Below are 13,435 nucleotides of genomic sequence, written 5' to 3'. Positions count from 1 at the left end.
AACTCGAGAAGATTCGATCAGCGGATCAGGGTGCCCAGATCGAGCGGCATCGCGATGCCGGTGATGTGATGGGCCTCGTCGGAACCGAGGAACGCGACGGCGGCGGCGATGTCCTCCGGCTGGCTGACCGGGTCGGGCAAGGTCTGCATGAAGATCGGACCGAGTGTGTGGGCGTTGGCGTCGATGAGCGGCCGCATGTCCGTCATCTGCATTCCGGTTTCCACGCCGTGTGGGTGGATGGTGTTGACCCGAATGTTGTACTGCCCCAACTCCGAGGCCATCGTCTTGGCCAGACCGGTGATGCCGTGTTTGCTCGCGACGTAATGGCCGAGGAAGGGGAGGCCGCGCAGGCCGGCGACGGAGCTGGTGAAGATGATCGAGCCACCGGTGCCTTGCTTGATCAGGTGCGGGATCGCTGCCTTGGCGGTGTGGAAGACGCCGGTCAGGTTGACGTCGAGCGTTTCCTGCCACTGCTCGGGCGTGATTTCCCAGGACATGTTGGCAGAACAGATTCCGGCGTTCGCGACGACGACGTCAAGTCGCCCCAATTCGTCGATGCCGGCCGCGAGCGCCGCGGACAGCGCAGAGAAGTCGCGAACGTCGGTCTTGGTAGCGACAATTCGACGGTCCAGGGCCTTGACCAGTTCGACTGTCTCGGCCAGGTCGTCGTCGGTGGCGCCGGCATACGAGGTGGATTCGAATTGAACACACGCGTCGACGGCGATGATGTCTGCGCCCTCTTCTGCCAGCCGGACAGCTTCGGCGCGCCCCTGACCACGGGCGGCTCCGGTGATGAAGGCAACTTTTCCGGTGAATCGACTGGCGGCCATGCTCAAACCTCCGACTAGTGGTGATGATCTGCTCTTCGGAAGTTAGCGCGACGAAGTTCTTTTCGGGGGTGAATGCCCAGTCAGCGGAAACCGCTCAGCGCACCCTGGTCAACAGGGCACATGGCCCGGCAGCGAAGATGTCCCGCGCATCCGAAGACAAGACGGGTTGTCCGCTCAGTGCGTCGACCCATTCGCCATCTGGCAGGTCCACTCGCGTATCTCTCCAACCGTGCGACGAGAGTCCGAGCGAATGTCGCGTCGCCAGAGCGACGACCATGGGCGGATCACCTGCCGGGCCGCGCGAGAAGCCGACCAGATGACCGGATCCGGAACCTGAAGCGAAGACCGGCCGGTACTCACCGTGATCGAACCACGAGGGGTTCTCCCGCCGCAGTGTCAGTGCCGTGCGAACGAGGTGCAACTTTGCGGTTCCTGTTGCGTCGATCGGCGCGGCGCCGGAATCGAGCAGTGATCGCCTCGTTCCGTAGTCGACAAGCCGCCGGTTGTCCGGATCGACCAACGAGTCCTCCCACAGCTCAGTGCCCTGGTAGACGTCGGGAACGCCGGGCCCGAGAAGTTGGAGCAGCTTTTGGCCCAGAGAGTCCGACCAGCCGTGACGCGCGATCCTGCCGACGAATTCGCTGACCGAATCACCGACTGGGCCGTCGATCACCTCGTCGATCCAGCGGTGCACTGCCGACTCGAAGTCGACGTCCGGATCGTTCCAGGAAGTTCTGGCGCCGGACTCGCGGACGGCTTTCTCCGCATAGGCGTGCAAACGCTCGCGCAGCTCTGGAACCGAGGCTGCCGAGCGGCCGTCCGCCGGCCACACACCGATGATGTTCTGCCACAAGAACAATCCGGTAAGCGGATCAGGGCTGGGGCACACGTCTTCCCACTCGCGAATCAGCCGGGCCCACAGCGTCGGCACCTGAGACACAACACCGATCCGTGCCCGCACGTCCTCGCCGCGTTTGGTGTCGTGAGTGGACAGACTCGTCATCGCGCGCGGCCACCGCTTCGCTCGGTCCGCGTTGTGGAGATGGAATTCGGCGACGGAGACGGCAAGCGATGCCGGGTTGCCGCCGACTTCCTGACGTGAGACCAGGCGCGCCGTCCGATAGAAGAGTCGATCTTCGACGGACTTGGCCATGACAGCGCCACACACCTGCTGGAAGCGAACTGAGGCTTCACCGCTGTTCACCAGGGATTGCGCCAACACGTTGAACGATGGTTCATGTCCGGGAGCCAATTCGTGCATGTCGCCGACGATCCGAGCGGCCAAACCGGCGAGGGGACTGTAGTCGGATCGGTACACCGGCATCCGAGCGATCGCGACGACAACTGCGTCGTTCAGTTCGGTCTCACTGCAACGACTTCCGGTTTCGCGTCGGATTGCACGTACGAGCCTGCGAACCTCCGGTGCCAGGTCACCGCGCCCGGTGTCGCGTTTGAACTGACGTTCGGTGTGATGCAACCACGTACTGTCCCCGTCGTCGCCGGTCAGATCTGCCGAGAGTTCGGTCAATTCGAGTTCGGCGGCGGGATCGACGAAAATGCCGCCCAGCTGATTGAGGGCGTCGTATCCGGTGGTGCCGTCGATCGGGAGCATCGGATCGAGTGGTTCCGTATGGCCGAGGATCTTTTCGATCACGAGCCACTGATCTGGTCCGATCAGTTCTCGCAGGCGCCCGAGATATTCCGCCGGATTCGCGAGTCCGTCCGGATGATCGATGCGAACGCCGTCGATCAGTCCTTCGTCGACCCACGACTTCACTTGCCGATGGCAGAGTTCGAAGACGTGGGGGTCCTCCTGGCGCAGCGCAGCGAGTTCGTTGACGGCAAAGAACCGTCGGTAGTTGACGATCCCGGCGTTCCACGGTACGAGTCGGTACGACTGCCTGGAGTGCACCTCCTGTGGAGATCCGAATTCAGTACCGGCAGCGATGGGGAAGCGGTGCTCGTAGAACGCGAGAAGTGTTTCCTCGCCATCTTTCTCGACAGTCAGTGCGTCGAGATCGTCCGGGCTACCCAGTACCGGGAGTGAGAGTTTGCCGTCGGCGCCGTTGGCTCCGTTGTCCTCGGCCCAATCGATGTCGAAGAAATGCGCGTACTCCGACGACTGCCCGTGCGTGAGAACGTCCCACCACCAAGCATTTTCGCGAGGTTTGGCGACACCGACGTGGTTGGGGACCAGATCGACGATCAGGCCCATCCCACGTGATCGAACGGCGCGCGAGAGCTCCACCAGGGCCTCGCGGCCACCAAGTCCTTCGGACACGGTTGTCGGATCGGTGACGTCGTAGCCGTGCGTCGATCCGGACGTCGCAGTGAGGATGGGGGAGAGATAGAGATGTGAGACCCCCAATGCCTCGAAGTAGTCCACCTGTGCGGCCGCATCACGAAGAGTGAATGCATCCGGTCGCAACTGCAGTCTGTAGGTGCTGGTTATCGGGGCCATGTGCACGTCTCCCTCAAGCGGTTCTGCGAAGTACCGTCAATGCTCGCGCTTTTACATCCAATGTTGTTCCGGCTTTGATCACGGTATCGCTCTCACCGGTGGGGACCGAGGTGTCGAGTACGACGGTCCACTCCGAGGCGTAGTCCGCGTTGGGGGTGGAGAATTCGAGATCTTCGTAGTGGGCGTTGAAGCAGAGAAGGAACGAATCTCCGGTGACGCGCTCGCCACGGTAGTTCGGTTCCGGGATCGCGTCACCGTTGAGAAAGACAGCCAACGACTTGCCGAAACCGCTGTCCCAGTCGGCCGGAGTCATCTCTTCGCCAGACGGCGTGAGCCAGGCGATGTCGCGACTCTGATCGCCGCTTCGAATAGGTCGCCCCTCGAAGAATCGACGACGCCGGAAGACCGGGTTCTTGGCGCGCAAGGCAATTGCGCGCTTGGTGAACTCGACGAGGTCGGCGTTGGTTTCCGCGAGAGTCCAATCCATCCATGACAGTTCCGAATCCTGGCAGTAAACGTTGTTGTTACCCTGCTGAGTTCGGCCCATCTCGTCGCCGTGAGCAAGCATCGGGGTGCCCTGGCTGAGCATCAGCGTAGCCAGTATGTTCCGGCTCTGACGGCCACGCAGTTCGAGGATTTCCGGGTCGTCGGTGGGGCCTTCGACTCCGCAGTTCCACGATCGGTTGTGCGATTCGCCGTCGTTGTTGTTCTCACCGTTGGCTTCGTTGTGCTTCTCGTTGTACGAGACGAGGTCGTGCAGGGTGAAACCGTCGTGGGCGATGACGAAGTTGATGCTCGCGCCAGGGCGACGTCCGGTGGCCTCGTAGAGATCAGAGGATCCGGTGAGACGGGAGGCGAACTCCCCCAGCGTTGCCGGCTCACCACGCCAGTAGTCGCGGACGGTGTCGCGGTATTTGCCGTTCCATTCGGTCCACAGGCCGGGGAAGTTGCCGACCTGGTAACCGCCTTCGCCGACGTCCCACGGTTCGGCGATCAGCTTCACCTGACTGACGATCGGATCCTGTTGCACGAGATCGAAGAAGGCCGAAAGGCGGTCCACGTCGTGCAGTTCACGGGCGAGTGTCGAGGCGAGGTCGAAGCGGAAACCGTCGACGTGCATCTCCGTGACCCAGTACCGCAGAGAGTCCATGATCAATTGCAGCGTATGCGGATGACGGGCGTTGAGGCTGTTGCCCGTTCCGGTGTAGTCCATGTAGTGCTCTTCGTCGCCGTCGACCAGGCGGTAGTAGGCGGCATTGTCGATTCCGCGGAAGCTGATGGTCGGCCCCATGTGATTGCCCTCGGCGGTGTGGTTGTAGACCACGTCGAGGATCACTTCGATACCCGCCTGGTGGAAGCTGCGCACCATGGCTTTGAATTCCGCTACGGCCGCATCGGGTTTCGTGGCCGAGGAGTAGTCGGTGTGTGGAGCGAGAAAGCCGAAGGTGTTGTAACCCCAGTAGTTTCGCAGACCTTGGTCGAGAAGCACCTGATCGTGCATGAACTGGTGGACCGGCATCAGTTCGATCGCCGTGACACCCAGATCGGTGAGGTGCTCGATGATCACCGGATGAGCGAGCCCCGCGTACGTGCCGCGCAATTCCTCCGGAACTCCGGGATGCGTCGCGGTCATACCCTTGACGTGCGCTTCGTAGATGACCGTCTCGTGATATGGACGCTTCGGCGAGTGGTCGGACGCCCAATCGAAGAACGGGTTGATGACGACGGTCGACATCGTATGGCCGAGCGAATCATGTTGGGGGAAAGGGATGGTGGCGGGTTCGTCGACGAGTGGTTCCGGCTCGAAGGGTTCGGGCTCGAGGATCTCGTCCGATTCCTGATCGCCCGTGGGCGAGTCGTCTTCGAGGCCCACCTCGTCCGATTCGGCTTCCGAACTCGTTTCGTCGGTAGCCTCTTGCGGCTCCACGGCGGGAGATTCGTCGTCTCCTGAAGGTTCGGGGTCCGCCGCCGATTCGACGTCGTACGAGAACAGCGAACGGTCTCCGTCGAAGTCTCCGTCGAACGCTTTTCCGTACGGGTCCAGCAGGAGCTTGCTCGGATCGCATCGCAGACCCGCAGCCGGATCGTACGGCCCGTGTACGCGGTAGCCGTATCGCTGGCCGGGGGATACCGACGGAAGGTACGCATGCCAGACGTAACCGTCGACCTCGTCCATCCGAATGCGGGTTTCGGTTCCGTCCTTGGCGATCAGGCACAGCTCGACGGCCTCGGCGACCTCGGAGAAGAGCGAGAAATTGGTCCCAGCGCCGTCGTAGGTGGCACCGAGTGGGTACGCACTGCCAGGCCATACCGGGATGGGAGTGGCTGAGGTCTCGCTCGGCGGTTGATCCATGAATCAGACCCTATCGGGTGCAGCCGATCGAATCTCGTCGACTGTCTACGGTGCCGATCACCGTTTCGCCTGGCTGCGGGCGGTTGCAAGCATTCCGGCTGTGATCTGTTCCACCTCTGCCTCCGAACACAGGTACGGAGGCATCGCGTATACGAGGTTGCGGAACGGCCGGAGCCAGACGCCGGCGTCGACGGCTGCATCGGTCGCGCTCTGCATGTCGACCGGCTGTTCGAGTTCGATCACTCCGATTCCGCCTTTGACGCGGACGTCGACGACCCCGGGAATTGTGACGGCTTCGGCGAGGCCTCGAGCGAGGCCACGTTCGAGGGTTGCGACGTCACGCCGCCAGTCCATCGCAAGCAGAAGTTCGGTCGACGCCACCGCGACGGCGCACGCGAGTGGATTGCCCATGAAGGTGGGGCCGTGCATCAGCCCGCCGCCCTCACCGGCAGTGATGGTCTCCGCGATCTCCGTGGTGCACAGCGTTGCCGCCAGACTCATGTACCCGCCGGTCAGTGCCTTGCCGACGCACATGACGTCGGGACTGACGCCGGCGTGATCGGCGGCGAACAATTCTCCGGTGCGTCCGAATCCGGTCGCGATCTCGTCGAAGACCAGGAGGACTTGGTACTTGTCGCAGAGGTTACGCAGGTCGATCAGGTACGCGGGATCGTGGAAACGCATTCCGCCGGCGCCTTGGACCACCGGTTCCACGATCACCGCTGCGAGGTCCTCGTGATGCTCGGCCAAGAGCGATTCCAACTCCTGCACGTATTCGGGGAGATAGCCCGCCGGGGGAGCCTGCGCGAAGACCTGAGGGCGCAGGACGTCGGTCCAGAGAGAATGCATGCCGCCGTCGGGATCGCAGACGCTCATGGGGGTGAAGGTGTCACCGTGGTATCCGCCGCGCCAGGTCATCAAACGATTCTTCGACGGCTTTCCGAGGCTCCGCCAGTACTGCAGGCACATCTTCACTGCGACTTCGACGGCCACCGAACCGGAGTCGGAGAGGAACACCTTGTCGAGGTGAGGTGGTGTGATGTCGACGAGCAGTCGCCCGAGGCGAGCGGCGGGTTCGTGCGTCAGTCCGCCGAACATGACATGGCTCATTTTGCCGAGCTGCCGTGCGGCGGCGGTGTCGAGCACGGGATTGCGGTAGCCGTGAATGGCGGCCCACCACGAGCTCATCCCGTCGACCAATCGGCGGCCGTCGGAGAGCGTCAGGGTAGCCCCCTGCGCAGAGTCGACGATCAGCGGACGAGTCGACGCGGGAAACGATCCGTACGGATGCCAGAGGACATCGGCATCGATGGCGGAGACGTCATGGGGATCAAGTCCGGTTGTGAGCACGGATGCACCCTAACCATTGAGTTGAACGGTGTTCAAGTATGGTCGGAAAAGTGAACACCTCGCTGAATTGGCTGACGGCCGTCGAAGCGGACCGCAGGGCCGCTGGACTGCGTCGCGAACTCCGTCCTCGCACGGTCGACTCCCCGTTGATCGACCTGGCGTCGAACGATTACCTCGGACTCGTGCGGCACCCCGATGTGATCGAGGGTGCCGCGGCGGCTCTGCGCCGTTGGGGCGCGGGCGCCACGGGCTCTCGTCTGGTCACCGGCACCACCACCGAACACGAACTGCTCGAAGTCGAACTGGCCGAGTTCGTCGGGGCGGACTCCGGACTTGTCTTCTCCTCCGGTTACACAGCCAATCTCGGCGCGGTGACGGCGCTCTCGGGTCCAGGGTCGTTGATCGTCTCCGATGCGGGATCGCATGCCTCGCTGGTGGATGCCTGCCGCCTGTCACGTGCTCGGGTCGCCGTTGCTCCGCATTCGGACGTGGGCTTTCTCGCCGACACGTTGCGCAGCAGAGTGGAAGAGCGAGCGCTGGTCGTCACCGATTCGGTCTTCAGTGCCGACGGAGACCTCGCGCCACTGCGGCAGATGCATCAGGTGTGCCGCGAGTACGGGGCGATCCTGTTGGTCGACGAGGCGCATGGCATCGGTGTGCGCGGTGCCGGTGGACGTGGACTCGTCCACGAGTCGGGCCTGGCCGGTGAACCCGACGTCGTCGTGACGGCAACACTGTCCAAGTCGCTCGCCAGCCAGGGCGGAGTTGTGCTCGGTGACAACAAGATCCGCGCGCATCTCATCGACGCGGCAAGAACGTTCATCTTCGACACCGGTCTCGCACCGGCCGCCGTAGGCGCGGCCAGGGCTGCACTCGCCGTACTCCAGCGTGAGCCGACGCGAGCGCTCGACGTCCTGGCCCGGGCATCCGAGTTGGCGGACGTCACCGGTGCTCCGTCGCCTGAATCTGCTGTCGTCTCAGTCGTTCTCGGTGATCCGCAGCGGGCGTTCGATGCCGCGTCGGCGTGCCGGGATCAGGGGTTGCATGTCGGTTGCTTCCGCCCGCCGTCGGTTCCGGAAGGAACGTCACGGCTGCGTCTGACCGCACGAGCGACGCTGTCCGCATCCGAGATGGAGCAGATCGCTCTCGTACTGCGCGAAGTATTGGCCGGAGCCCGAGCATGAGCATTTTCCTGGTGACCGGAACGTCGACCGACGTCGGAAAAACAGTGGTGACAGCCGCATTGGCATCGGTGGCCTTGCAGTCGGGAAAGTCGGTTGCAGTGCTCAAACCGGCCCAGACCGGCGTCGACGTGGACGGTGCGGGTGATCTGGCCGAGATCGAGCGTCTGACCGGCGGCGGTGCGACGCTGGTCGAGTTGGCGCGGTACCCCGAACCTTTGGCGCCGGATACTGCTGCACGTCGAAGTGGTCTCCCGTTGTTGGCGCTCGACGACGTGGTTCGGGTCGCCTCCGACCTGGACACCACCCACGACTTGACCCTGATCGAAGGCGCCGGCGGCTTGCTGGTCCGCTTGGGCGTCGACGGGTTCACCGCTCGCGATCTTGCCGCGGCTCTGGCAGCGCCAGTGGTGCTGGTGGTTGCGTCCGGCCTGGGCACGCTCAATCACACGGCACTGACCGTGGAAGCCCTACGTGCATCCGGCGTGGACTGCGCCGGGTTGGTGATCGGTTCGTGGCCGCAGGAACCGGACCTCGCCGAGAGATGCAATCGCGAGGATCTGGTCTCGGTCAGCGGTGTTCCCCTTCTCGGGGTAATGCCTGCCGGAAGTGGGGGCGCGAGTGTCCGAGAGTTTGCTCGCACCGCTTCGATCACGCTCGGTGAACTTCATTTGACCAACTGACGACGTAGCATCCGATTTGTCCGCATCGATAGCCAAGGCACAGTGGGGCGCCTTGGGTTTCGACGTCCCTCGCGTACGATTCCGGTCGGTATATTTCGACGGGTGTCTTGCGGCGACCCTGCATCCGGGGCGCCTTGGTCACCGACAGTGGTTGTCGAATTGTGAGTAGGTCAGTCGAATGTAGGTGGTGAGCACGGTCGAAAAGTCGTTGTCGTCATCGGCCGTTCGTCGCGCACTGCTTATCGGCGTAGTCGTCTTCGTCTCGTGCCTGGTCGGAATTCTGAGCCGTCTGCCGGGCACGCTTGCAGTCTTCTGGCCGGCGAACGCGCTGCTACTCGGGATCCTCTTTCGGTCGCCGCGTTCCGCCACACTGCTCACCTGGATCTGCGTCGTAGTCGGTTATGTCGGAGCCGACCTGATCACCGGTGGGGCATGGGAGTCCACGGTGTGGCTCAACGCGGCCAACATCGTCGGGGTTGCGAGCGGCTTCTACGCCTTTCGCTGGGTCGACAGTGAGGACCGTCGACTGACCAGTATTCAGTCCGTCGGCTATCTCGTGTCGATGACTGTCGCCGCCGCGTCGATGGCGGCGCTCGTGGGCGGAATCGCGAACCGCGTGCTGTTCGGCGGGCAGTGGTGGGACGGCTGGTTGCTCTGGTTCTCGAGTGAGTTCGTCAACTACATGACCATCGTCCCCTTGGTGCTGACATTCCCTTCGCTTCGACGAGTGGATCGAGAACCGAAAGCTGTTGCCACGCTTGTGCGTCGATCAGTCGTTCCGACGGCGCTGCTGGCCGTCTGCATCATCTTGGAGTGGGTGGTAGGCGGTGCCGGAGCGATCGCGTTTGCCATGCCGGCGCTGGTGACTGCAGCCTTGCTCACCAATGTATTTGTCACGTCGGTGCTCACCGCTGTGTCAACTGCCTGGACGTTGGTACTGACGGCCGACGGCCATCTCGGATTGTCCAGCGAGGGCGTCTCGCCGGTCAGCGCGTCGGTCCAGATCGGATTGTCGCTGCTGGCGGTAGCGCCGATCGCGGTGGCCTGTGTGATCCTCGAGCGTCGCCGCGCGCTCGAGGCACTCACCCAGGCCGTCACCCACGACGATCTCACCGGTGCGTTGCGCCGGGACGAATTCCTGCGGCGAGGCGGCAGCGTGACGGGTGCGACCGATCCGCGTCGCCCCTCTGGACGTCCGGTCAGCGTCCTGATGATGGATCTGGATCACTTCAAGATGGTGAACGACAACCTCGGTCATCGTGCCGGCGATACAGCGTTGGTGAGTTTTGCCGATCAGGTGCGGCGGCACCTCGATGACAAGCATCTCTTCGCCCGATTGGGCGGCGAGGAGTTCGTCGTACTGATGGCCGGTGTCGATCTCGAGGGTGCGACCGAAACAGCCGAGATGATTCGACGCGCGCAAGCGGAGAATTCGTCGGCAGTATTGGGTGAATTCGGGCCGACCGTCAGCATCGGTGTCGCGTGTTCACCCCACGGCGACGCAGACCTGACGCAATTGGTCGATTGCGCTGACGAGGCGTTGTATCGAGCGAAGAAGTTGGACCGCAATCGAACCGTGGCGCTCACGGTCGGTAGCTGAAGAAATACGTGCGGACCCGCAGTTTGTTGCGGGTCCGCACGTGGTGGTGGAGTCGACCGATTCAGAACAGATTGATCAGGGCAGGAACACTGAACAGCGCTACGTAGTAACCCATGAACAGAACTCCGCCGTGAATCTTGAACAGGCGCCCGAGAAGACCACCGACCAGGCCGACCGTCACGGTGATCAGAAGCCCGAGGATGCCGCCCTCCCAGATGCTGATGACGACGACGAGTCCCGTGAACACCGCGATCACAGCTTCGTGACTGATGTGCTTGACCACCGCTGACGCAGCGCGGTACGCGTAGTTCATGGCAAACGGGTATGCGATGACCGTTGCCGTGACCACTGCGAGCAGTCCGTAGAGCAGGAACTCCCACTGCGTCAGGTACGTGGAGAGATTGTTGATCACTCCGGTTTCCTGATTGGTCTCGAACACCGGTGGAGCGTTGAACAGAGGGGCTGCGGGGCCTGCCGCGAGCGGGCTGAGCGGAAGGCCGAAAGCGACGAGTGGGATGAGGGTTTCCGCGATGTAGGTGGATTCCGTCGTACCGTTCTTCGCCGAGACCATTGTGGTCAGTCGGTGATAGCCGTTCTTGATCCGCGCACCTACCAGCTCACCCATCAGAACAGTCATGGCGACCGGGCTGAAGACGAAGGTTGCGCTCGACACCGTGGAAGCGGCGGCGGTGTAACCGATCTGCTTGCGATCGAGGACCTTCAGAGGATTGGGGAAGTATCCCTTCCATCCTTTGATGTCCGGGGCCAATGCAACGGTTTTGGGTTCACTGCGTTCCATGTCCTTACGGCTCGACGGGCCCAAGGTCAATGCGAGGTCCGCGATCAGCGGCCCGACTGCGATCGCAAGGAAGTAGCTGATGTTCAGCGACACATCGTAATTCGACGTCAACGCGCGGGCGCCGAGGATCAAGATGACGAAGGGAACGAGGGCGACAACCCCGGCCCAGCGGCCTGGTGAGGCGTAGGCGATGCCGATGGCGGCGACCAGGAACAGCCACGGTGCTATCGACTGAACGGTGTCCGCGAACGGCGCGAGGATGGTCGCGAACAAAACGGCAACCGGCACAGCGACGAACGCCGAGATCACTGCTCCCGAGATCGCCTTGCGGAGTGCGATGTGCGGGATGCCGAGTGAGCGCATCATCTGCGCTTCCGGCAAGAGTGGAATCGCCATCGTGTCGCCGGGAATGCCCAGCAGCATCGTCGGCACCGCGTGCGTCATGTGTTTGGCGATCGCACCCGAGAGGAAGAACGTGAAGACCGCCGCCGGGGGAGCGCCGAGCAGAATCACGAGCAGAGTCAGCGGTGCGATCGTGGCGGTCTCGTCCGTGCCGGAGATCAATCCGATGAACGTGAACGCGACCGCACCGATGATGCCGAAGAGAACGGCAATCAGAATTTCGTTGGTCAGAACCGAACTCATGCGCGCCCACCGTCCTTCGGTGTGTTCGAGACCCGTGCGTGCTCGGCCTCGGCAGCGGCGAAGTGGTCGTACAGACCCAGCTCGCGAAGTTCCTGTCGGCTCTGCTCCGGAATGTCGGCGAGAGTGCCCAGACCCTGGCGCTGTTCACTCATCGTCGTGATGACACCGTCGATCGACTCCGCGTCGGCGGCGGCCAAGGCGACTATCCGCTTCGGCTTGATGAAGATTCCGCAGACCACGCCGGCGAGCAGGCAGGCCGCGATGCCGACCAGAAGGCTGTACGCCTGGGCCAACGACGGTTCGCTGACGACCCGTTCGAACAGTGCCTGGGCCGCGAGAAGGGCCGAGGCGCCGACGACACTGCCGACTGCAACGGAGATCGCGAGGTGTCGACCGTTGACGGTGTCACCCCAGACTTCGAGGTATGTCTGCTGCTCGGTCGGCTCGGTTGTGGTGGTCGGCGTCGTTGCCGGCTGCGGTGGTGACATCAGTCTTCTCCAGTGTCATGCATGGCGGGGTCGTACAGGGAGGGGCTTGCGAGATGAGGGGCTTGCGTTGCGGGTGTCAGGTGCGTGCTGCGCGGAGGGCGGTGACAACTCGGGACGGGCTCGAGTGGCCGATCTGTTCGGCCATCCAGCTGCTTGTATCGGTGAGCGAATCCAGGTCGATGCCGGTGTCGATCCCGAGGCCGTGGAGCATCCACACCAGATCCTCGGTGGCGAGATTTCCGGTCGCGCCCTTGGCATACGGGCACCGTCCGAGACCACCTGCGGAACTGTCGAATTCGGATACCCCAGCGGTCAACGACGCATAGACGTTCGACAGCGCCTGGCCGTAGGTGTCGTGAAAGTGCATGGCGATCTGCGATGTGGGGATGCCACGTTCTCGGAGGGCGCCGAGCAAAGCGAGCACATGGCCAGGTGTGCCGACGCCGATGGTGTCGCCGAGTGAGAGTGACGTGACACCGCTGTCGATCAGGGTCTTTGCGATGTCGGCGACACGCTCGACGGGCACGGAGCCTTCCCAGGGGTCGCCGAAGCACATGGAGATGTAGCCGCGGACGGGAAGTCCCAGGGCTCGGGCGGCCGTAGTGACCTCGGCAGCCGCGGCGATCGCGCCGTCCACCGTGGAATTGAGGTTGCGTTTCGCGAATTCCTTTGTGGCGCTGACGAATACTGCAACCTCGCTCGCTCCGGCGGCGACGGCCCGCTCGAGACCCTTGCGGTTCGGGACAAGAACGACCGTACGTACCGAGTCCGGCAGGTGCAGCCGACCCATCAATTCTTCCGCGTCCGCAAGTTGCGGGATCCATCGAGGTGAGACGAAACTCGTCAATTCGACAGTGCGGGAGCCGGCCGCGACCAGGCGTTCGATGAACTGGGCTTTCGTCTCGGTCGGGATCACCGCTGTTTCCGCTTGAAGTCCGTCGCGTGGCCCGACTTCGTAGATCCGGACCGAGGTCGGCAGTCCCGGTGCCGGCACTCGATGAGGCGCCGGCTTCCACACCGGTGATCCTGCAACTGTTTCGGTCAT

General features: G+C 63.1%; 10 protein-coding genes. 3 read left to right on the top strand and 7 right to left on the bottom strand.

Annotated features, from left to right (window positions below; translation table 11 throughout):
* Positions 1 to 17: 17 nt before the first annotated feature.
* The 4 genes from PCS43_RS26785 to PCS43_RS26770 form a co-directional block, all read right to left on the bottom strand.
* A complete protein-coding gene (locus PCS43_RS26785) occupies positions 18 to 830 on the bottom strand; it encodes a mycofactocin-coupled SDR family oxidoreductase (protein ID WP_007733124.1) in 813 nt (270 codons plus the stop codon).
* A 94-nt stretch (positions 831 to 924) separates the two neighbouring features.
* A complete protein-coding gene (treY, locus tag PCS43_RS26780; protein WP_209908872.1) occupies positions 925 to 3,291 on the bottom strand; it encodes a malto-oligosyltrehalose synthase in 2,367 nt (788 codons plus the stop codon).
* Positions 3,292 to 3,304: 13 nt separating this feature from the next.
* Positions 3,305 to 5,644, bottom strand: a complete 2,340-nt coding sequence (gene glgX, locus PCS43_RS26775; RefSeq protein WP_003941662.1) for a glycogen debranching protein GlgX — start codon at positions 5,642 to 5,644, stop codon at positions 3,305 to 3,307.
* 57 nt (positions 5,645 to 5,701) lie between these two features.
* Positions 5,702 to 6,994, bottom strand: a complete 1,293-nt coding sequence (locus tag PCS43_RS26770) for an adenosylmethionine--8-amino-7-oxononanoate transaminase (RefSeq protein ID WP_030537108.1) — start codon at positions 6,992 to 6,994, stop codon at positions 5,702 to 5,704.
* A 38-nt stretch (positions 6,995 to 7,032) separates the two neighbouring features.
* On the opposite strand from PCS43_RS26770, the gene PCS43_RS26765 reads away from it, so the two are divergent.
* The 3 genes from PCS43_RS26765 (at position 7,033) to PCS43_RS26755 (ending at position 10,458) form a co-directional block, all read left to right on the top strand.
* Positions 7,033 to 8,178 carry an 8-amino-7-oxononanoate synthase gene (locus tag PCS43_RS26765; protein WP_007733119.1) on the top strand — a complete coding sequence of 382 codons (1,146 nt, stop codon included), beginning with the start codon at positions 7,033 to 7,035 and terminating at the stop codon, positions 8,176 to 8,178.
* Entirely contained in the window at positions 8,175 to 8,858 is a 684-nt protein-coding gene (gene bioD, locus PCS43_RS26760; RefSeq protein ID WP_030537106.1) for a dethiobiotin synthase, read from the top strand. The genes PCS43_RS26765 and bioD overlap by 4 nt, the downstream gene beginning before the upstream one ends.
* Positions 8,859 to 9,045: 187 nt before the next feature.
* Positions 9,046 to 10,458, top strand: coding sequence for a GGDEF domain-containing protein (locus PCS43_RS26755; protein WP_223304505.1), 1,413 nt, complete (start codon positions 9,046 to 9,048; stop codon positions 10,456 to 10,458).
* A gap of 61 nt (positions 10,459 to 10,519) precedes the next feature.
* Here PCS43_RS26755 and PCS43_RS26750 read toward each other — a convergent pair whose 3' ends face one another.
* The 3 genes from PCS43_RS26750 to PCS43_RS26740 all read right to left on the bottom strand — a co-directional run bounded on the left by PCS43_RS26750 (position 10,520) and on the right by PCS43_RS26740 (position 13,435).
* Positions 10,520 to 11,902, bottom strand: coding sequence for a tripartite tricarboxylate transporter permease (locus tag PCS43_RS26750; protein WP_003941745.1), 1,383 nt, complete (start codon positions 11,900 to 11,902; stop codon positions 10,520 to 10,522).
* On the bottom strand, positions 11,899 to 12,390 hold the full coding sequence (locus tag PCS43_RS26745; RefSeq protein WP_003941716.1) for a hypothetical protein: 492 nt from the start codon (positions 12,388 to 12,390) through the stop codon (positions 11,899 to 11,901). The genes PCS43_RS26750 and PCS43_RS26745 overlap by 4 nt, the downstream gene beginning before the upstream one ends.
* Before the next feature lie 76 nt (positions 12,391 to 12,466).
* Complete coding sequence (locus PCS43_RS26740) at positions 12,467 to 13,435, bottom strand: hydroxymethylglutaryl-CoA lyase (RefSeq protein ID WP_080712772.1); 969 nt, start codon at positions 13,433 to 13,435, stop codon at positions 12,467 to 12,469.

The organism is Rhodococcus sp. C-2, assembly GCF_027854095.1.
Lineage (GTDB): Bacteria > Actinomycetota > Actinomycetes > Mycobacteriales > Mycobacteriaceae > Rhodococcus_F > Rhodococcus_F qingshengii.
Note: the sequence above shows the minus strand (reverse complement) of the source record. Positions and strands in the feature narration are given on the sequence as shown.

Coding starts and splice junctions, on each gene's coding strand:
- PCS43_RS26745 (WP_003941716.1), bottom strand. CDS start 12,390: ATGTCACCACCGCAGCCGGCAACGACGCCGACCACCACAACCGAGCCG.
- treY (WP_209908872.1), bottom strand. CDS start 3,291: ATGGCCCCGATAACCAGCACCTACAGACTGCAGTTGCGACCGGATGCA.
- glgX (WP_003941662.1), bottom strand. CDS start 5,644: ATGGATCAACCGCCGAGCGAGACCTCAGCCACTCCCATCCCGGTATGG.
- bioD (WP_030537106.1), top strand. CDS start 8,175: ATGAGCATTTTCCTGGTGACCGGAACGTCGACCGACGTCGGAAAAACA.
- PCS43_RS26765 (WP_007733119.1), top strand. CDS start 7,033: ATGGTCGGAAAAGTGAACACCTCGCTGAATTGGCTGACGGCCGTCGAA.
- PCS43_RS26785 (WP_007733124.1), bottom strand. CDS start 830: ATGGCCGCCAGTCGATTCACCGGAAAAGTTGCCTTCATCACCGGAGCC.
- PCS43_RS26750 (WP_003941745.1), bottom strand. CDS start 11,902: ATGAGTTCGGTTCTGACCAACGAAATTCTGATTGCCGTTCTCTTCGGC.
- PCS43_RS26740 (WP_080712772.1), bottom strand. CDS start 13,435: ATGACCGAAACAGTTGCAGGATCACCGGTGTGGAAGCCGGCGCCTCAT.